Here is an 18,146-nt window from a genome sequence, read left to right on the forward strand (position 1 = left end):
CCGAACCCACGCAGGGAGATTGGAGACCCACCATGTGCCTGGGAATTCCCGGCCAGGTCGTCGAGATCGTCGATCCCGACGAGCACCTGGCCCGCGTCGACGTCAGCGGCGTCCGGCGCATCATCAGCATCAAGCTGCTCGCCGAGCAGGACGTCGTACCGGGGGACTGGGTGCTGGTGCACGTCGGGTTCGGGATGGCGAAGATCGACGAGCGGGAAGCGCAGCTGACGCTCGACCAGGTCCAGAAGATGGGCCAGGACTACCTGGACGAGATCGACATGTTCAAGAGCACCGACGTGGGAGATGGGATCAGCGCATGAAGTTCGTCGACGAGTTCCGCGACCCGGCCGCAGCCCGCGCCCTGGTCAAGTCCATCACCGAGATCGCCGGTGACACCGAGTGGAAGTTCATGGAGGTGTGCGGCGGGCACACCCACACGATCTACCGGCACGGCATCGAGCACCTGCTGCCCGAGAACATCGAGTTGGTCCACGGCCCCGGCTGCCCGGTCTGCGTGATCCCGATGGGCCGCATCGACGACGCCATGTGGCTCGCCGAGCAGCCCGACGTCGTGTTCACCACCTTCGGCGACATGATGCGGGTCCCCGGGTCCCGCGGGTCGCTGCTCGACGCCAAGGCGCGCGGTGCCGACGTCCGCTTCGTCTACTCGCCGCTCGACTCGCTCAAGATCGCGGTGGAGAACCCCGACAAGCACGTCGTCTTCTTCGCCGTCGGCTTCGAGACCACGGTGCCCTCGACCGCGGTGACCCTGCTGCGGGCCAGGACGCTCGGGGTGAAGAACTTCAGTGTCTTCTCCAACCACGTCACGATCGTGCCGCCGATCAAGGCGATCCTGGAGAGCCCGGACCTGCGGCTGTCCGGCTTCCTCGGGCCCGGCCACGTCTCGACCGTCGTCGGCATCCGGCCCTACCGGTTCGTGCCGGAGGTCTACGGCAAGCCCGTGGTGGTGGCCGGCTTCGAGCCGCTCGACATCCTCGCCTCGGTGCACATGCTGCTGCAGCAGTACGCCGGCGGGCGGTGCGAGGTCGAGAACCAGTACGCGCGCGTCGTACGACCGGAGGGAAACACGGCCGCGCTCAAGCTGATGGCCGAGACCTTCCAGCTGCGCCCGCACTTCGAGTGGCGCGGGCTCGGGTTCATCTCGCAGAGCGCGCTCAAGGTCCACGACGACTACGCCGACTTCGACGCCGAGGTGCGCTTCTCGATGCCCGGCGTGCGGGTCGCGGACCCGAAGGCCTGCCAGTGCGGCGAGGTCCTCAAGGGCGCGATCAAGCCGTGGGAGTGCAAGGTCTTCGGCACGGCGTGCACGCCGGAGACCCCGATCGGCACCTGCATGGTCTCGCCCGAGGGCGCCTGCGCCGCCTACTACAACTTCGGGCGGCTGCACCGCGAGACCGCGCTCATGGTCGGGCAGGGCGCACCCGTTGGCTGATCCCGGCGCCGGTGGCCCGGACGCGACCCGTCCCGCCGGCCACCGGCTGTTCGCCCAGTACGCGCACGCTCCGAACGCGCTGGGCTACTGCGGTCCTGCCGGATCCGCAGCACTGGTCGCCGCCGCGACCGGCTCGCCCCCGGTCGCGGCGGTCACCGAGATCGCCGAGGTGGCCCGCCGGTTCTCGGGTGCCTGGCCCTACCAGCGGCTGCTCGGCGAGCTGCTCGGCATCGACGACCCGCTCGACCCGCGGGTGGTGCGGGGCTACTGGACCGGCAACGATCTCGCCGCCGCTGTCGACGGGCGCGCCTTCGGCGAGCGGCTGCTCGCCGAGTTGAAGCCGCAGGCGGCGCACTACTGGGCGCACCTGACCGAGGACCTGCTCGTGGAGGCGGCGCCGAGCCACGCCTTCCACGTCCTGGCGGTCTACCCGTGGTCCCGCCTGCTCGGCCACGGCCCCGAGCCGCTGGGCGTCCTCGAGTCGTGCCGGGTCGGCTGGGCGGTGGTGGAGGAGGTACGGCCGGACGAGCTCGTCGTGCGCGGGCCGCGGCTCGGCTACCTGCCCGCATCGGGCGGGGCGGGCGGGCCGGCCGTGCCGGCCCGGCTGGAGCTGGGGCCGGACGAGGTGCGCACCATCGGCTACCGGGTCGACGGGCGTCCCTTCGTCCCGGACCCGGCCGTGGGCGAGCACGTCGCCGTGCACTGGGACTTCGCCTGCGACCGGCTGGGTGAGGCGGACGTGGCGGCGCTGGTGGCCCAGACCGAGCACCAGCTCGCGGCGATGGCGCCGCGGATCGCGGGAGCGACCGGGGTCAGGTCCGGCTGAGCATCCCGTCGTCGCGCGTCGGGTGGCGGCTGCTCGCGTGCAACAGGTGGTGGAGCAGGATCAGCTGGGTCAGCGCGAGCGGCTCGCTGCGGGTGTCGGGGCCGGTCAGGCCCAGGCCGCTGGGCGGCTCGGCGCCGACGCCGAGGTTCGCCCAGATCGCGTCGCCGAACTCCCGGGCGTCGTGCGCCGACGCGTGGCCGTGCACGTGCAGGCAGTCGGTGGGGGTGCCGTCGTCGTCGCGGATGATCCGCAGGTGCACCGCCGCGCGCCGGTCCTCGGTGAGGATCCGGTCCAGCGCGGGGTGCCGGATGGTCGGGCGGAGCAGGATGTCGGCAGAGAGCGCGGCGTCGGGGGAGTCGGCGCCGGGCCCGACCTCCGGCGCGAAGCGCACGACGATGTCGGCATCGCGCCGCTGCGGCCGGACGAAGGCCTCGGAGTCCGGCGCCCGGCGGGCGAGCTCGGCCAGGACGTCGGTGCGGCTGTACCCGCGCGTCGTCGTGTCCCGGGCGACCTTCCAGCGCTGCCGGAGGTCCTCGGGCGGGTCGAGATAGACGGTGACGTCGAAGCAGGCGCGCATCAGCTTGGTCTGCAGGGGGAGCAGGCCCTCGACGATCACGAAGGCCGGAGGCTCGACGTACTCGGGGCGGCCGAGGGTGCCCGTGGCGTGGTCGTAGACGGGCTTGAGGATCGGGCGGCCGAGCGCGAGCAACTGGAGGTGCTGCTCGACGATGTCGAGGTGGTTGCCGTCCGGGTGGAGCGGGGTGATCGCGAGTGCGGCCCGCTCCACCCGGTCGTGGCGGTGGTAGTCGTCGATGCTGATCGACAGGCACTGGTCCGCGCCCAGCGCGGCCGTGAGCCCCTCGCTCAGCGTGGTCTTGCCCGACGCCGAGTCCCCGGCGATGGCCAGCATCACCGGGTGGGACCGCTCGGCGGCCCGCGCCCGCGCCATCGCGACGACCTTCTCGAGCATCACTGGCCGCGTCGTGCCTGCAGCGCCGAGCGTGCCGCCGCGGCCACCGCGTCGACCGTCAGCCCGACGTGCTCGAGGACGGCGGGTCCCGGTCCGGAGGCACCGAAGCGGTCCACCCCGACGACCGCGTCGGCGAGGTGGCGCCAGCCGAGGGTGGTGCCGGCCTCGACGGCCACCGTCGCGGTCGCCGCCCCGAGCCCGGTACGACGGGCCTCGTACCGCTCGCGCCAGGGCACCGAGACCACCCGCACCGCCAGGCCCTCCCCGGCCAGAACGTCCGCGGCGGCCAGGGCGAGGGCGACCTCCGAGCCGGAGGCGACCAGGTCGACGTCCGGCTCGGAGGCGTCCCGGACGACGCGGTGGCCGTCGCGGGTGAGGTGGCCGGCCGTCGGCCTGCCCGGGAGGGCGGGCAGGCCCTGCCGCGACAGGGCGAGGACGGTCGGCCCTTCGGTGTGCTCCAGGGCGCTGCGCCACGCCTCGGCGGTCTCCTGGGCGTCGGCCGGCCGGAGCACCCGCAGGTTCGGGATGAGGCGCAGGGAGTCGAGGTGCTCGACCGGCTGGTGGGTCGGGCCGTCCTCGCCGACGGCGACCGAGTCGTGGGTCAGCACGTAGATCACCGGCTGGCGCATCAGCGCGGAGAGCCGCAGCGCCGGGCGGAGGTAGTCGGCGAACACCAGGAAGGTGCTCCCGAAGCAGCGCAGCCCGCCGTGCAGGGAGATGCCGTTGAGGACGGCGGCCATCGCGAACTCGCGAATGCCGAAGTCGATCCGCGCGCCGCTGTAGTCGCCCGGTCCCACCGGCCGCGTGCCCACGTCCGTACCGGTCGAGCCGGACAGGTCCGCCGAGCCGCCGACCAGCTCCGGCAGGGCGGTGGAGAGCGCCTGCAGCACGGCCTTGGAAGACTGCCGGGTCGCCAGGGGAGTGGTCGGGAGGGACGCCGCGACGCCGGCCCAGAACTCGTCGTCGAGGTCGGCGGGCAGGTCGCCGCGCTCGGCGCGCTGCCAGGCGGCGGCGCGGGCCGGCTCGGCCTCGCGCAGCGCCACGACCTGGCCCTCCCACTCGGTGCGGGCGTCGTGGCCGGCCGCGGCGAGCGCACGGCACTCCGCCCGCACCTCCTCCGGTACGACGAAGGCCGCCTCCGCGTCCCGTCCCACCCGCCGCTTGGCCTCGGCCAGCCGCTCGGGCCCCAGCGGCGACCCGTGCGCCGCCGAGGTGCCGGCGACGTCGGGGGCGCCGTGGCCGATGACGGTACGCACGGCGACGAGGCTGGGCCGCGGGTCGGCCGTCGCCTCGGCGAGCGCGGTGTCGATCGCCTCGACGTCGGTGCCGTCGGCGACCTCCACGACGTGCCACCCGTAGGCGCGGAAGCGCGCCTGCTGGTCGTCGCTCGAGGAGCGGTCGACGGCGCCGTCGATGGTGATCCGGTTGTCGTCCCACAGCACCGTGAGCCGGCCCAGGCCGAGGTGCCCGGCCAGCGAGGCGGCCTCGTGGCTGATGCCCTCCATCAGGCAGCCGTCGCCGGCGATCGCCCACGTCCGGTGCCCCACGATCTCGGGGAACCGCGCGGCCAGCATTCGCTCGGCGAGCGCCATGCCGACGGCCATCGCGATGCCCTGGCCCAGCGGTCCGGTCGTGGCCTCGACGCCGGGCGTGTCGCCGTGCTCGGGGTGGCCGGGTGTGCGCGAGCCGAGCTGCCGGAACCCGCGCAGGTCGGCCTCCGCGACGTCGTACCCGAACAGGTGCAGCAGGGCGTACTGCAGCGCGGACCCGTGGCCCGCGGAGAGCACGAACCGGTCCCGGTCGGGCCACTCCGGGGCCGACGGGTCGTGGCGCAGGTGGCGGGAGAACAGGGTCCAGGCCATCGGCGCGGCGCCCATCGGCATCCCCGGGTGCCCGCTGTTCGCGGCCTCCACCATGTCGGCCGCGAGCAGCCGGATGGTGTCGATCGCGAGCTGGTCGACGGTGGCGGCGGCGGGCGCCGGCGCGGTGGTGGTCGTGGGGCTGCTCATGTTCACAGGAGACCGAAGCCGACCCCCGCGGGGACTCACCCACAGGGGTGGCCGCGCTGGTGGAATTCGCGCGCAGCGGCCGACGGGGCCTGCCGGAGCGCCTAGGCTGCGGTCATGGAGGCCGAGGAGGAGGCAGTCGCTGTGCCGACGCGCAGCGGCCCCACGCGCATCGTGATGGCGGACGACCACGAGATGGTCCTGCACGGCGTACAGGCCATGCTCGCCCACTTCGCCGACGAGGTCGAGGTGGTCGGCACGGCCACCGACCTGGCAGGCGCGATCTCCGTGGTCCGCGAGACCTCGCCCGACATCGTGCTGTGCGACATCCGGCTCGGCCGCGACAGCGGCCTGGACCTGTGCCGCCGGGTCAAGCAGCTCCAGCCGGAGACCCACGTGGTCTTCCTGACGGTCTACGACGACGAGCAGTACGCCTACCAGGCGCTGCGCGCGGAGGCCTCGGGCTACGTGCTCAAGCGGGTGGACGGCTCCGAGCTCGTCGAGCACCTCCAGCGGGTGGTGGCCGGTGACGTGGTGATCGACCCGACCCTGGCCGGGCGGATCGCGATGTCGGCCGCCCGGGTCAACGCGGGCGAGTTCTGGCCGGGCGCGCGGCTGGGCCTGACCCAGCGCGAGAGCGAGGTGCTGGCGTTGCTGGTGGCGAGCCACTCCAACAAGGGCATCGCGGCCAAGCTGGTTGTCAGCGAGGACACGGTGAAGACCCACATCCGCGGGCTCTACCGCAAGCTCGCCGTCTCCGACCGGGGCGGCGCGATCGCCGTCGCCCTGCGCGAGGGCCTCTACCAGTGACGGTCCAGGTCGTGGCCTCGTGGCGGACCTGAGCCGGATCCACGAGCTCCTGGTCTCCTCGGGCGAGCTCGACCTGCGCGACGTGTCGTGCGCCTTCGCCGACCTGTTCGAGGCGGACGGGGCGACCGTCTTCGTCGTTGTTGACGCCGAGCTGCGCGTCGGCGGCGCCTACCCTGGCAACGAGGACGCCGCGCGGGAGCTGAGCATCCCCGTCGGGTACGGCGTCGTCGGCCTCGTCGCCCAAGGCGGCAACTCGGTGACCATCGTCGACGACGCGCCCCGCAACCCGTACCACCGCGCCCTGCTCGGCCTCGGCGAGGGCGAGGTCGTCTCGCGACTGTGCGTGCCCGCGCACGGGCTGGAGGGCACCATCGTCGGGGTGATCTCGGTGCACCGCCGCGACCACCGCCCCTTCGAGACCGAGGAGCTCGCCCGGGCCCAGCGCCTCGCCGACCTCGTCGGAATCCGCCTGTACGCCGAGGGGCTGCGCGGCGACGTCGAGGACCACCACTCGCTGCGGGACCGGCTGATCGCCCAGGCGATCTCCGCCCAGGAGGCGGAGCGGCGCCGGATCGCCGGCGACCTCCACGACGGGGTGACCCAGGCGCTGGCCTCGCTCTCCTTCCACCTCAGCGCGGCGCACACCGGCCTCGCCGTGGCACTGCGTGGCGACGCTGACGCCGACCCCCGGCTCACCGGGACGCTCGCGGAGATCGCCGCGGCCCGCCGGCTGGCCGGCCTGGCCTACGACGAGACCCGTGCCGCGATCACCGGCCTGCACTCGCTGCTGCTCGAGGACCTCGGCCTGGTGGCCGCCCTGGAGTCGCTGTGCCAGTCGCTGCCGCAGCTCGAGGTGGAGTTCCGCTCCGACGAGCCGACGGCCTTCGACGTCGTACCCGACCACGCCGCGGCCGCCCTGTTCCGCATCGCCCAGGAGGCGCTGAACAACGCGATCAAGCACGCCCAGGCCCACCGGGTGGTGCTGTCGCTGCGCCGGGTCGGCGACGCGGCGGTGCTGGGCGTCACCGATGACGGCGCCGGCTTCGACGTCCAGTCGGTGCGGGAGCGAGGCCGGTCCTCGGCCACGGAGCACTTCGGGCTGGAGTCGATCGTCGAGCGCTCGGCGCTGATCGGCGCCACCTTGCGCATCGACTCGATCGAGGGCCGGGGCACGGCCGTGATCGTGGAGTTCCCGCTGCACTGAGCCGGGCGGAGAGCCCTCAGCGCGGTCGCGCCGGAGCCTCACCGCACGAACCAGCCGCGAGAGCCCCGAAAAGGTGGGTGGCCGGCCCACGGATGGTCAGTCCGCGGGCCGGCCACCCGGCGGTCACGCGGACAACGGTGCCGGCGCACGGCCGGCGACCGCTCCGACTGCCCGCGTGCAGTTGGCGAGGAGCACGGCCTGCGCCCCCGCGCGGCTGGCCTCCTCACCTCCCCACTGGTGGAGCGCATCGCTCACCAGCGCCCGCCCGAAGGAGAAGGTCAGGTTCCAGCTCGGCTCCCCGGCCTCCACGTTGAGGGCGGCGAGGTACCGGCAGGCGGCGTCGTTGTCGTGGCCGCCGGAGAGGAAGGCGATGCCCGGTACGGCCGGCGGCACGCGCCGGTCGAGCACCGCGAGGGTCGCCGCAGCGACCTCCTCGGCCGACGCGGGGGTCGCGTCGAGGCCGGGGGTGACCAGGTTGGGCTTGAGGACGATGCCGCCGAGGTCCACCCGCTGGGCCTCCAGTTCGGCGAAGACCGCGGCGAGCGCGCGGTCGCTCACCGCGGCGCACACGTCGATGTCGTGGGCGCCGGAGCAGAGCACCTCGGGCTCGACGATCGGGACCAGGCCCTGCTCCTGGCACAGCGCCGCGTAGCGGGCGAGCGCGTGGGCGTTGGCGGACAGCGCGTAGTCGGTCGCGGCGGTGACGTCGATGACCGCGCGCCACTTCGCGAAGGCGGCGCCCATCGCGGCGTACTCCGCCAGCCGGCCGCGCAGGCCGTCGAGGCCCTCGGTGACCAGGGCGCCGGGCGCACCGGCGAGCGCGGAGGTGCCGGTGTCGACCTTGATGCCGGGCAGGATGCCCCAGCGGTGGCAGGCCTCGGCGAAGGGCATCTCGATGTCGCCCACGGACGCGTGCTGGCGCAGCGTCTCGTCGCACAGGATGACGCCGCTGACCAGGTCGGACAGGCCGGGCGTCGAGACCAGCAGCTCGCGGTAGAGGCGGCGGTTCTCCTCGGTGGCGGGGATGTTCTCGCCCTCGAGGCGCTGGGACATGGTGCGGACGCTCTCGTCCGCGGCGAGGATGCCGCGTCCGGAGCTGACGAGGGCGAGGGCGGTGTCGGCCAGGGTTCGCATGCCCACAGGCTGGCGGCGGCGCCCCGCCCGCCTCGTCACCCGCGCGGTTGGTTGTGAGGGTGGAATCGGAGGTCCGCCGCCGCGTCCGCGGCGCACACGTGCTCCACGAAGAGCCGGGTCGCGGGCGGCGGCGTGCTGTTCGTGACCAGGTGCCAGGGACGGTCCAGCGGCGTCCCCGTGACGGGTACGACGCGCAGGCTGCCCTCGCGCAGGGCGCCGGCCACCGCGTCGGCGTGCACGAGGGTGAGGCCCAGCCCCTCGCGGGCCGCGGCGAGCACGGCGCCGAGCGTGCCGAGGGTGAGCGTCGGCGGCTCCCACTGGCGCTGCTCGAGCAGGGCGAGGCAGGTCGATCGCGTGCCGGAGCCCTGGCCGCGCAGCAGCCACGTGGCCGATGCCGGCGGTACGTCGTACCCGGCTCCGGTGACGACGACGAGGCCGTTGGGCCGGGTGGCGACCGACACCAGGCCGGAGCCGCGGGGCGGGCGCCCGGCGATCGCGAGGTCGGTCTCGTGCTGCTCGAGCTCGGCGAAGAGGTCGTCGCGGGGGCGCACGGACAGGCTCAGGTCGACCTCGGGGTAGCGGTCCCGGAAGCCGGCGAGCAGGCGGGGGAGCACGGTCTCGCCCGCGGTGGCGACCGCGCCGATCCGCAGGCGGCCGGTCGCCGGGGTGCGCACCGCCGCGGCCGCCTCCTCGGCGAGGCCGAGCAGAGTGCGGCAGTAGCGGGCGTAGGTCCGCCCGCTTTCCGTGAGCCTGATGCCGCGTCCCTCGCGGCTCAGCAGCTCGACACCCAGTTGCCGTTCGATGCTCCCGACTGCCGCGGACACGGCCGGTTCGGTCACGTGCAGCTTCTCGGCCGCGCCACGGATGCTGCCCGTCTCCGCCACGGTCGCAAAGGTCCGCAGCCTCGCCCAGGTCACGTCCCTCATGGGCAAACATTAACTGAGAGATTATGAATGCCCATCAATATTTCCATAGTCGCTGAGGGGTGCGCCGGGCCACAGTTCGAGTACTCGAAGAACCCTCGCAGGCAAGGAGCAACCACATGGCGGTCGCGGAGAAGGAAGAGCAGAACCGCTGGGACCCGGGCGTCCACAGCTATGCGTCGATGGGCTACTACGACGCCGACTACGTGCCCAAGGACACCGACGTGCTCGCCGTCTTCCGGGTGACTCCCCAGAAGGGCGTGGACCCGATCGAGGCGGCCGCAGCCGTCGCGGGCGAGTCGTCCACCGCGACGTGGACCGTCGTGTGGACCGACCGGCTCACGGCCAATACCCACTACCAGGCGAAGGCCTACCGAGTAGAGGACGTTCCCGGGCGCCCCGGCGAGTACTTCGCCTACATCGCCTACGACATCGACCTGTTCGAAGAGGGCTCCATCGCCAACCTCACCAGCTCGATCATCGGCAACGTGTTTGGCTTCAAGCCGCTCACCGCGCTCCGGCTCGAGGACATGCGGATTCCCGTCGCCTACGTCAAGACCTTCCAGGGGCCGGCGCACGGCATCGTCATGGAGCGCGAGCACCTGAACAAGTATGGCCGCCCACTCCTCGGTGCCACGATCAAGCCGAAGCTCGGCCTGTCCGCCCGCAACTACGGGCGCGTGGTCTACGAGGCCTGCCGAGGCGGGCTGGACTTCACCAAGGACGACGAGAACATCAACTCGCAGCCGTTCATGCGGTGGCGCGACCGCTTCCTCTACTGCATGGAGGGCGTCAACCGGGCGATGGCCGAGACCGGCGAGATCAAGGGGCACTACCTCAACGTCACCGCCGGTTCGATGGAGGAGATGTACGAGCGGGCGGAGCTCGCCAAGGAGCTGGGCAGCGTGGTCGTCATGATCGACCTGACCATCGGCTACACCGCCATGCAGTCGATGGCCACCTGGGCCCGCAGGAACGGCGTCCTGCTCCACCTGCACCGAGCCGGGCACTCGACGTACACCCGCCAGAAGACGCACGGCGTCAGCTTCCGCGTGATCTCCAAGTGGTGCCGCCTGATCGGCGTCGACCACATCCACGCCGGCACCGTGATCGGCAAGCTCGAGGGCGACCCCGCCACGACGAGGGGCTTCTACGACACCCTCCGCGAGGACCACGTGCCGGCCAACCCCGCCAACGGGATCTTCTTCGACCAGGACTGGGCGAGCATGCCCGGTGTCATGCCGGTCGCGTCCGGCGGCATCCACGCCGGCCAGATGCACCAGCTCCTCGACCTCTTCGGGGACGACGTGGTGCTGCAGTTCGGCGGCGGCACGATCGGTCACCCGATGGGCATCGCCGCGGGGGCGGAGGCGAACCGGGTCGCGCTGGAGGCGGTCGTGAAGGCGCGCAACGAGGGGCGCGACCTGCTCCGGGAGGGCCCCGACGTGCTGCGCCGAGCGGCCGAGCGGTGCCGGCCCCTGGAGGCGGCGCTCGCCACCTGGGGAGATGTCACCTTCGAATACACCTCCACCGATGCGCCCGACGCGGTGCCGACCCCGAGCTACTGAGGAGCGAGACCATGTACCTGCGCCACGGAGCCTTCTCCTACCTGCCCGACCTGACCGACGACGAGATCGCCCTCCAGGTCCGCCACGCACTCGACAACGGCTGGCCGGTGTCGATCGAGCACACCGACGACCCCCACCCGCGCAACGTCTACTGGGAGATGTGGGGCCTCCCGCTGTTCGACCTGGTCGAACCGGACGGGGTGATGGTCGAGATCAACGCCTGCCGGTCGACCTTCCCGAACCACTACGTCCGGGTCCTGGCGTACGACGCCCGGCTCGGCCGCCAGACCACCGCCCTCTCCTTCCTGGTGCAGCGCCCGGCCGTGGAGCCGGACGTCGAGCTGGCCAGGGCCGAGGGCGGCGGCCGTGCCCAGGTGTATGGCGTGCGTACCGTCGCGCCGTCGGGTGAGCACAGTGGAGGCTGAGAACCCGGCCGAGGAGGAGTTCGACCTCGACGCCGACGACGCGCGCCGGCAGGTCGAGGAGACCCTCGCCTCGCTGGAGGCCGACCTGGTCGGCCTCGCCGCGGTCAAGGACCGGGTGCGAGAGATCGCCGCGCTGCTCCTGGTCGACCGGGCGCGCCAGCAGCTGGGACTGAGCTCGTCGCGTCCCACGCTGCACATGAGCTTCACCGGCGGTCCGGGGACGGGCAAGACGACGGTCGCCCAGCGGATGGCGCAGATCCTCCACGCCATGGGCTACATCAGGACGCCGCGGGTGCACACCGTCACCCGCGACGACTTGGTGGGGCAGTTCATCGGCCACACCGCGCCGAAGACGAAGGAAGCGATCGCCCGGGCCGCCGGTGGGGTGCTCTTCATCGACGAGGCCTACTACCTGTACCGGCCCGAGAACGAGCGCGACTACGGGCAGGAGGTGATCGAGATCCTGCTCCAGGAGATGGAGAGCGAGCGGGACAGCATGGTGGTCATCTTCGCGGGTTACGAGGACCGCATGGACACCTTCTTCTCCGCCAACCCGGGCCTCTCCTCCCGGGTGCCGCACCACATCTCCTTCGACGACTACACGCACCAGGAGCTGGTCCGGATCGCCGACCTGATGGTGGAGCGGGAGAACTTCCGCTTCGCGCCTGCGGCCCGGGCGGCCTTCTCGGACTACCTCGAGCTGCGCATGCGCCAGCCCCGGTTCTCCAACGCCCGCAGCGTCCGCAACGCCGTCGAGCGCTGCCGGCTCCGCCAGGCCAAGCGCCTGGTGGAGCTCCACCAGCCCCTCACCCGCGACGACCTGGTGACCCTCGCCGAGGGGGACGTCCGCGGGAGCAGCCTGTTCCGCGCCGCGCCCGACCGGACGCCGGACGCCGACGACCCGATCGATCAGAACGACCAGAACGACGAGCTCGACAAGGGAGCAACCCAGTGACTGTCCGCGTAGGCATCAACGGATTCGGCCGGATCGGCCGCAATTTCTTCCGCGCAGTGCAGGCCAGCGGGGCCGGCATCGAGATCGTCGGGGTCAACGACCTGACCGACAACGCGACGCTCGCGCACCTGCTGAAGTACGACTCGATCCTCGGCCCTCTCGGCACCGAGGTCACCTCGACCGACGACGCAATCATCGTCGGCGGCACGGAGATCAAGGCCTTCGCCGAGCGCGACCCTGCCGCCCTGGGCTGGGGCGATCTCGGCGTGGACGTCGTCGTCGAGTCGACGGGCTTCTTCACCGACGCCACCAAGGCCCGCGCCCATGTCGACGGCGGCGGTGCGAAGAAGGTCATCATCTCGGCGCCTGCCTCGAACGAGGACATCACGATCGTGATGGGCGTCAACCACGAGCTCTACGAGCCGGACGCCCACACCGTCATCTCGAACGCCTCGTGCACGACCAACTGCCTCGGCCCGATGGCGAAGGCGCTCAACGACGGCCTCGGCATCGTCAAGGGCCTGATGACCACGGTCCACGCCTACACCGCCGACCAGAACCTGCAGGACAACATCCACAAGGACCTGCGCCGCGCCCGCGCCGCCGCGCTGAACATCATCCCCACGTCGACGGGCGCCGCGAAGGCGATCGGCCTGGTGCTGCCCGAGCTCAAGGGCAAGCTCGACGGCTACGCCCTGCGGGTGCCCACCCCCACCGGCTCCCTGACCGACCTGTCGTTCGAGGCCTCGCGCGAGACGTCCGTCGACGAGGTCAACGAGATCGTGAGGGCCGCTGCCGACGGCCGGTTCCTGGTCTACTCGACCGACCCGATCGTGTCCTCGGACATCGTCACCAACCCGGCGTCGTGCATCTTCGACGCCCCGCTCACGAAGGTGATCGGCAACCAGGTCAAGGTCGCGGGCTGGTACGACAACGAGTGGGGCTACTCCAACCGCCTCGCTGACCTGATCAGCCACGTCGGCGCCTCGCTCTGAGCGCCACTCAGGCTCTGAAGCTTGTGACGGAGTGCAACGGACTGGGCGAGGTCAGCGGCACATGACAGGGCGAGGTCCCCTTCGCCGTCCGCCGTGCCGAGACCGACACGGTCTGCGCCCAGGACGGTCGGCCACGCCGACGGGTAGGTCGCTCCTCAGGAGCGTTCGATTCAACGTCGGTCAGATAGTTGCAATATGTCGTTATGTGCTTGGCCGCTTGAAGATCTCCCACAAACTCGGCGCGGTGGACAAGCACCGCAAGGCCGACCCCGGTCGAGCACGAGGCCGCCTACTACGCGACTGTCAACCGAGGGCCGCAACCCGCATAGGAGCGGCAGAGAACCTGGGGCGCTTCACCTTGCTCTTGTCCGCGTGCGTCTTCAGCTTGACCGTGTCGTCGTAGAGCTTCTTCTTCTGCTTGTCGGTCCTTGCGCGGAGGCCCAACGAGTCTTGGTCGGCATAGCACTGGTAGGCGATGCCGTCTGTCGAGAAGCCCTCGATCCCATAGTCACCGCCCATTTGGGCTGGCAGGTACACAAGCTCAGGTTGCGGATACTTCCGACGCCCAAGGCAACCCAAGGGGCCTCTTCGACGAGGCAGAGGCGGCGCTCGGCGGAGCCGAGTGAGACCGGGCCGCGCGAGGAGGACGGAGATTCGAGCCGTGTCGCGCTTGGGCACCGAAAACCACAGCAAGGGTCGCCTCGTCGGGTCATATCCCAGCAAGAGGTGCGCGCCTAGGGTCGCCGTCGCGTGCGGTGTTCGCGCAGGTCAGCGCTCGAATGCGCAAAGGGCAGCAAGGGCTGGGCCAATGACGCCCGCTCGCGCCGGATGCCCAGAGGTCGCAGGTTCAAATCCTGCCCCCGCTACAAGAAAGTAGCTTCTGACCTGCGGGAATGCAGGTCAGAAGCTACTTGGTATTTGAGCCATCCCCGCTTGTGTCGCGGTTTCGTGACCCGGAAACCCGTGAGGATGAGCCTCGACTGCCGGCGCGTTCCATGGCGACGAACCCGGGCATCACCGGGATGGCGCGGGTGTCAGAGGTCGTTGGAGGCACCTGCACGGTCAGGCCACGCTGGATCAGGTGTCGTAGTTCTGACTGAGCACCCGGTCCCTGCGCAAACACCCCATGAAGATGGTCGGGGGCCGTGCGCGGGCCGCAAAGCGGCTCATCCCAATCGGGGGTGTAGTTGCGGCCTGAAGCCTCCGGTCTCGAGCAGTGACCTGGCGATGTAGTTCGTGAGGTTGCGGAAGCCGAGCGCGGAGCCAAGTAGGTGCTCGAGCCGGCCGTTGATGGCCTCGGTCGGTCCGTTGGATGTGCCGGGTCGGTCGAAGTAGGCCAGCACGTCGTCGGCGCGCTTCTTCAACGTGCGGCCCAGCTTGGTGATCTCGACCAGTGGCTTCGGCACACCGGTGCTGACCGAGGCGATCTGAATTGCACTGGGTTTCGTTCCGCTTGATCAGTCAGGATGGGAACGATGGCCAGGTACACGAACGAGATGCGTGAGCGGGCGGTCCGGATGGTGGCCGAGGTCCGCCCGGAGCACCCGCACGAGACGGCCGCGCTGCGGCACGTCGCGGGGTTGTTGGGGATGAACGTCGAGACCCTGCGGCTGTGGGTTCACCGCGCTCAGGTGGATGCCGGAGTTCGTCCCGGGACGACCTCGGAGGATGCTGAGGAGATCAAGCGCCTCAAGCGTGAGGTTGCCGAGCTTCGCAGGGCGAACGAGATCTTGAAGTCCGCCTCAGTGTTTTTCGCCAAGGAGCTCGACCGTCCCACGACGAAGTGATCCGCTACATCGACGAGCACAAGGATCAGTTCGGGGTCGAGGCCATCTGCCGGGTGCTGCGCCCGGCAGTTCGTGGGTTCATCACCGCCCGCGGCTACCGCGCCGCGAAGACACGGCCGCCCTCGGCCCGCCAGCTCAAGGACGAGCTTCTGGTGCCCGAGATCGTCCGGTTGCACGCGGAGAACTACGACGTCTACGGGGTGCGGAAGATGCACGCCCTGATGCGACGGCAGGGCTGGGAGATCGGGCGCGACCAGACCGCGCGGCTGATGAAGATCGCCGACGTGCGCGGGGTGAAGCGGTCGAAGAAGGTGTTCACGACCAAGCCGGACCCGGCGGCGGTGAAGCCGGCCGACCTGGTCCAACGCCGCTTCCACGCCCCCGCGCCACGACGCCTGTGGGTTGCTGACATCACCTACGTCGCGACCTGGTCGGGATTCGCCTACGTGGCGTTCGTGACCGACGTCTACTCCCGGCGGATCGTCGGGTGGAACGTCGCTGCGACGGTGAAGGCCGACGTTCTCCCGCTGCAGGCACTCGACATGGCCGCCTGGGACGCCCGACGCGAAGGAGCCGCTGATCTGACCGGGCTGGTCCACCACGCCGACCACGGGTCGAACTACCTTTCGATCGTCTACACCGACCGGATCGGAGAACTGGGAGCGGAGCCGTCGACCGGGACCGTCGGTGACTCCTTCGATAACGCCCTCGCGGAGGCGGTCAACGGGCTCTACAAGACCGAGCTCATCCGACGCCGGGGGCCGTGGCGCACGATCGAGCAGGTCGAGCTCGCGACGCTGGAGTACGTGTGGTGGTGGAACAACCAACGCCTGCACGGGGAGCTCGACATGAGGACCCCGCTCGAGGTCGAGACGGCGTACTACGCTGCCCAAGAATCATCCCGGCCGGCACTCGCTGGCCAAGGGAACGCATAGGAACGAAGCCCAGCGCGATTCACACTGGTCTTTGGAGCCATTCTTTCTATGTCGCGGTTTTGTGATCCAGAAACCCGTGTGAGGATGAGGCCCGACCGGGCCCGACTGCCGGCTCGCGTCCAAGCGCGCAAGATTCGTTATGACCGGGCGAGTCTTGGAACAAGAAAGAGCCCTCGTCAACGGACTACTCGTCCTTGCTACGGCTAGCGAGGGTCAGGGCCATGTCGATGATCATGTCCTCCTGCCCGCCGACGAGTCCTCGGCTGCCGCACTCGGTCAGGATGTCGCGGACGTCCACCTCGTAGCGGGCGGCTGCGTTCTCAGCGTGCCGTAGGAACGAGGAGTAGACGCCTGCGTAGCCGAGGGTGAGGGTCTCGCGGTCGACGCGGACGGGGCGGTCCTGGAGGGGTCGGACGAGGTCGTCGGCGGCGTCTTGAAGGGCGAAGAGGTCGCAGCGGTGCTCGAAGCCGGACAGGTCGGCGACCGCGATGAAGGCCTCGATGGGGCAGTTGCCGGCGCCTGCGCCGTGCCCGGCGAGTGAGGCGTCGACGCGGGTGACGCCGTGCTCGACCGCGACCACGGAGTTCGCGACCGAGAGGGAGAGGTTCTCGTGGGCGTGGATGCCGATCTCGGTGGCGGGGTCGAGGAGGTCGCGGTAGGCGATCACGCGGTCGCGGACGTCGTTCATGGTGAGGCGGCCGCTGGAGTCGGTGACGTAGACGCAGTGGGCGCCGTAGGACTCCATCAGCTTGGCCTGCTGGGCGAGCTCGGCGGGCGGGGCCATGTGGGAGAGCATGAGGAAGCCGGACACGTCCATGCCGATCTCGCGGGCCGCCGCAATGTGCTGGGCGGAGATGTCGGCCTCGGTGCAGTGCGTCGCGACGCGCACGGACCGGACACCGAGGTCCCACGCGGTCTCGAGCTCGTGGATGGTGCCGACGCCGGGCAGCAGCAGCGTCGTGAGTCGGGCGCGGTCGATCGCGTCGGCCGCGGCCTCGATCCAGGCCCAGTCGGTGTGCGAGCCGGGGCCGTAGTTGACCGAGCCGCCGGCGAGGCCGTCGCCGTGGGCGACCTCGATCGCGTCGACGCCGGCGGCGTCGAGCGCGGTCACGATGCGGCGTACGTCGTCGGGTTCGATCCGGTGGCGGACGGCGTGCATGCCGTCGCGGAGCGTGACGTCCTGGACGAAGATCTTCACGAGAGAGCCTTCCCTGCAGCGACGCGCTCGGCCACCTGGAGGGCGGCCGACGTCATGATGTCGAGGTTGCCGGCGTAGGCCGGGAGGTAGTGCGCGGCGCCCTCGACCTCGAGGAACACCGACACCTGGTGGGTCGGCCGCTCCGCGCCGGGGGCGGTGAGTGTGTGGACCGGCTGGTCGGCCGGGATCTCGGTGATCTGGATGTCCTGCTTGAGCCGGTAGCCGGGGACGTAGGCCGCGACGTCGGCGACCATCTTCTCGACGCTCTGCCGGATGAGGTCGTGGGTGTCGGGGTCGGGTGCGGAGACCAGGCAGAACACGGTGTCGCGCATGATCAGCGGCGGCTCGGCCGGGTTGAGGATGATGATCGCCTTGCCGCGCTCGGCGCCGCCGACCGACACGATCGCCGCCGAGGTGGTCTCGGTGAACTCGTCGATGTTGGCGCGGGTCCCGGGACCGGCCGACTTCGACGCGATCGACGCGACGATCTCCGCATACCGCACCGGCACGACGCGGGCGACCGCGGCGACGACGGGGATCGTGGCCTGCCCGCCACAGGTCACCATGTTCACGTTCGGAGCGTCGAGGTGCTCGTCGAGGTTGACCGAGGGCACGACGTACGGCCCGATGGCCGCCGGGGTGAGGTCGACCATCCGCTTGCCGTGCGGGGTGAGCAGGGCGGCGTTGTGCTCGTGCGCCCTGGCCGAGGTCGCGTCGAAGACGATGCCGATCTCCTCGAACCCCGGGAGCGCGATCAGCCCCTCGACACCCTCGGCGGTGGTCGGCACCCCAAGGCGGGCTGCCCGGGCGAGCCCGTCCGAGGCCGGGTCGATCCCGACCATGGCCCCCATCTCGAGGTGCTCCGCGGTGCGCAGCACCTTGATCATCAGGTCGGTGCCGATGTTGCCGGAGCCGATGATGGCGACCTTCGTTCGGGCGGAGGTCATCTGTGAGTCC

General features: G+C 71.0%; 17 protein-coding genes and 1 pseudogene. 10 read left to right on the forward strand and 8 right to left on the reverse strand.

Annotated features, from left to right (window positions below; translation table 11 throughout):
• Window positions 1-32: 32 nt before the first annotated feature.
• From NOCJ54_RS0116690 to NOCJ54_RS26425, 3 genes are read left to right on the forward strand one after another with little or no spacing between them, the layout of a single operon-like run.
• Window positions 33-320, forward strand: a complete 288-nt coding sequence (locus NOCJ54_RS0116690) for a HypC/HybG/HupF family hydrogenase formation chaperone (RefSeq protein ID WP_028656404.1) — start codon at window positions 33-35, stop codon at window positions 318-320.
• Window positions 317-1,453 (forward strand): hydrogenase formation protein HypD, encoded by a 1,137-nt coding sequence (gene hypD / locus NOCJ54_RS0116695; protein WP_028656405.1) that lies wholly within the window; start codon window positions 317-319, stop codon window positions 1,451-1,453. Before NOCJ54_RS0116690 ends, hypD begins: the two co-directional genes overlap by 4 nt.
• On the forward strand, window positions 1,446-2,279 hold the full coding sequence (locus tag NOCJ54_RS26425) for a DUF6390 family protein (protein ID WP_051485968.1): 834 nt from the start codon (window positions 1,446-1,448) through the stop codon (window positions 2,277-2,279). The genes hypD and NOCJ54_RS26425 overlap by 8 nt, the downstream gene beginning before the upstream one ends.
• Here NOCJ54_RS26425 and NOCJ54_RS26430 read toward each other — a convergent pair.
• Both NOCJ54_RS26430 and tkt read right to left on the reverse strand, forming a co-directional pair.
• Window positions 2,266-3,249, reverse strand: a complete 984-nt coding sequence (locus tag NOCJ54_RS26430) for a phosphoribulokinase (RefSeq protein WP_051485978.1) — start codon at window positions 3,247-3,249, stop codon at window positions 2,266-2,268. The genes NOCJ54_RS26425 and NOCJ54_RS26430 overlap by 14 nt on opposite strands.
• On the reverse strand, window positions 3,249-5,258 hold the full coding sequence (tkt, locus tag NOCJ54_RS26435) for a transketolase (protein ID WP_051485969.1): 2,010 nt from the start codon (window positions 5,256-5,258) through the stop codon (window positions 3,249-3,251). Before tkt ends, NOCJ54_RS26430 begins: the two co-directional genes overlap by 1 nt.
• A gap of 114 nt (window positions 5,259-5,372) precedes the next feature.
• Here tkt and NOCJ54_RS0116715 point away from each other — a divergent pair, with 114 nt between their 5' ends.
• Window positions 5,373-6,065: a response regulator gene (locus NOCJ54_RS0116715; RefSeq protein ID WP_051485970.1), complete on the forward strand. Its 693-nt coding sequence runs from the start codon at window positions 5,373-5,375 to the stop codon at window positions 6,063-6,065.
• A 19-nt stretch (window positions 6,066-6,084) separates the two neighbouring features.
• Complete coding sequence (locus tag NOCJ54_RS0116720; RefSeq protein ID WP_222430475.1) at window positions 6,085-7,269, forward strand: GAF domain-containing sensor histidine kinase; 1,185 nt, start codon at window positions 6,085-6,087, stop codon at window positions 7,267-7,269.
• Window positions 7,270-7,392: 123 nt separating this feature from the next.
• On the opposite strand, the gene NOCJ54_RS0116725 is transcribed toward NOCJ54_RS0116720, so the two are convergent.
• Both NOCJ54_RS0116725 and NOCJ54_RS26440 read right to left on the reverse strand, forming a co-directional pair.
• Window positions 7,393-8,403: a class I fructose-bisphosphate aldolase gene (locus NOCJ54_RS0116725; protein ID WP_028656408.1), complete on the reverse strand. Its 1,011-nt coding sequence runs from the start codon at window positions 8,401-8,403 to the stop codon at window positions 7,393-7,395.
• Between the two features lie 35 nt (window positions 8,404-8,438).
• On the reverse strand, window positions 8,439-9,329 hold the full coding sequence (locus NOCJ54_RS26440; protein WP_036518388.1) for a LysR family transcriptional regulator: 891 nt from the start codon (window positions 9,327-9,329) through the stop codon (window positions 8,439-8,441).
• 116 nt (window positions 9,330-9,445) lie between these two features.
• Here NOCJ54_RS26440 and NOCJ54_RS0116735 point away from each other — a divergent pair, with 116 nt between their 5' ends.
• Genes NOCJ54_RS0116735 through gap form a run of 4 tightly spaced genes read left to right on the forward strand, consistent with a single transcriptional unit; the run spans window position 9,446 to window position 13,269 of the window.
• A complete protein-coding gene (locus tag NOCJ54_RS0116735) occupies window positions 9,446-10,894 on the forward strand; it encodes a form I ribulose bisphosphate carboxylase large subunit (protein ID WP_028656409.1) in 1,449 nt (482 codons plus the stop codon).
• Window positions 10,895-10,905: 11 nt separating this feature from the next.
• The gene (locus tag NOCJ54_RS0116740) at window positions 10,906-11,319 is read left to right on the forward strand and encodes a ribulose bisphosphate carboxylase small subunit (RefSeq protein WP_028656410.1); all 414 of its coding nucleotides are present in this window, start codon (window positions 10,906-10,908) and stop codon (window positions 11,317-11,319) included.
• Complete coding sequence (locus NOCJ54_RS26445; RefSeq protein ID WP_232221813.1) at window positions 11,300-12,274, forward strand: AAA family ATPase; 975 nt, start codon at window positions 11,300-11,302, stop codon at window positions 12,272-12,274. Before NOCJ54_RS0116740 ends, NOCJ54_RS26445 begins: the two co-directional genes overlap by 20 nt.
• On the forward strand, window positions 12,271-13,269 hold the full coding sequence (gene gap, locus NOCJ54_RS0116750) for a type I glyceraldehyde-3-phosphate dehydrogenase (RefSeq protein WP_028656411.1): 999 nt from the start codon (window positions 12,271-12,273) through the stop codon (window positions 13,267-13,269). The genes NOCJ54_RS26445 and gap overlap by 4 nt, the downstream gene beginning before the upstream one ends.
• 303 nt (window positions 13,270-13,572) lie before the next feature.
• Here gap and NOCJ54_RS0116755 read toward each other — a convergent pair whose 3' ends face one another.
• Together NOCJ54_RS0116755 and NOCJ54_RS0116760 are read right to left on the reverse strand one after the other, a co-directional pair.
• Window positions 13,573-13,806 carry a hypothetical protein gene (locus NOCJ54_RS0116755; protein ID WP_145724546.1) on the reverse strand — a complete coding sequence of 78 codons (234 nt, stop codon included), beginning with the start codon at window positions 13,804-13,806 and terminating at the stop codon, window positions 13,573-13,575.
• A gap of 629 nt (window positions 13,807-14,435) precedes the next feature.
• Window positions 14,436-14,696: pseudogene (locus tag NOCJ54_RS0116760) on the reverse strand (transposase); the annotation flags it as partial.
• 39 nt (window positions 14,697-14,735) lie between these two features.
• On the opposite strand from NOCJ54_RS0116760, the gene NOCJ54_RS0116770 reads away from it, so the two are divergent.
• Window positions 14,736-15,991 (forward strand): IS3 family transposase gene (locus NOCJ54_RS0116770; RefSeq protein WP_232221814.1). Its coding sequence is split into 2 segments (ribosomal slippage): window positions 14,736-15,021 and window positions 15,021-15,991, totalling 1,257 coding nucleotides; the frame shifts between segments, so codons are not numbered across the junction.
• Window positions 15,992-16,175: 184 nt separating this feature from the next.
• Here NOCJ54_RS0116770 and dmpG read toward each other — a convergent pair.
• Window positions 16,176-17,189 (reverse strand): 4-hydroxy-2-oxovalerate aldolase, encoded by a 1,014-nt coding sequence (gene dmpG, locus NOCJ54_RS0116775; RefSeq protein ID WP_028656416.1) that lies wholly within the window; start codon window positions 17,187-17,189, stop codon window positions 16,176-16,178.
• Complete coding sequence (locus NOCJ54_RS0116780; protein WP_028656417.1) at window positions 17,186-18,136, reverse strand: acetaldehyde dehydrogenase (acetylating); 951 nt, start codon at window positions 18,134-18,136, stop codon at window positions 17,186-17,188. The genes dmpG and NOCJ54_RS0116780 overlap by 4 nt, the downstream gene beginning before the upstream one ends.
• Between the last annotated feature and the right edge of the window lie 10 nt (window positions 18,137-18,146).

This window comes from Nocardioides sp. J54 (assembly GCF_000519005.1).
Taxonomy (GTDB): Bacteria; Actinomycetota; Actinomycetes; order Propionibacteriales; family Nocardioidaceae; genus Nocardioides.

What these genes read in the sequence shown, in the direction of transcription:
- NOCJ54_RS0116725 (WP_028656408.1), bottom strand. Translation starts at nt 8,403, where the DNA reads ATGCGAACCCTGGCCGACACCGCCCTCGCCCTCGTCAGCTCCGGACGC.
- NOCJ54_RS0116715 (WP_051485970.1), top strand. Translation starts at nt 5,373, where the DNA reads ATGGAGGCCGAGGAGGAGGCAGTCGCTGTGCCGACGCGCAGCGGCCCC.
- NOCJ54_RS0116780 (WP_028656417.1), bottom strand. Translation starts at nt 18,136, where the DNA reads ATGACCTCCGCCCGAACGAAGGTCGCCATCATCGGCTCCGGCAACATC.
- tkt (WP_051485969.1), bottom strand. Translation starts at nt 5,258, where the DNA reads ATGAGCAGCCCCACGACCACCACCGCGCCGGCGCCCGCCGCCGCCACC.
- hypD (WP_028656405.1), top strand. Translation starts at nt 317, where the DNA reads ATGAAGTTCGTCGACGAGTTCCGCGACCCGGCCGCAGCCCGCGCCCTG.
- NOCJ54_RS0116690 (WP_028656404.1), top strand. Translation starts at nt 33, where the DNA reads ATGTGCCTGGGAATTCCCGGCCAGGTCGTCGAGATCGTCGATCCCGAC.
- NOCJ54_RS0116735 (WP_028656409.1), top strand. Translation starts at nt 9,446, where the DNA reads ATGGCGGTCGCGGAGAAGGAAGAGCAGAACCGCTGGGACCCGGGCGTC.
- NOCJ54_RS26440 (WP_036518388.1), bottom strand. Translation starts at nt 9,329, where the DNA reads ATGAGGGACGTGACCTGGGCGAGGCTGCGGACCTTTGCGACCGTGGCG.
- NOCJ54_RS0116740 (WP_028656410.1), top strand. Translation starts at nt 10,906, where the DNA reads ATGTACCTGCGCCACGGAGCCTTCTCCTACCTGCCCGACCTGACCGAC.
- NOCJ54_RS26430 (WP_051485978.1), bottom strand. Translation starts at nt 3,249, where the DNA reads ATGCTCGAGAAGGTCGTCGCGATGGCGCGGGCGCGGGCCGCCGAGCGG.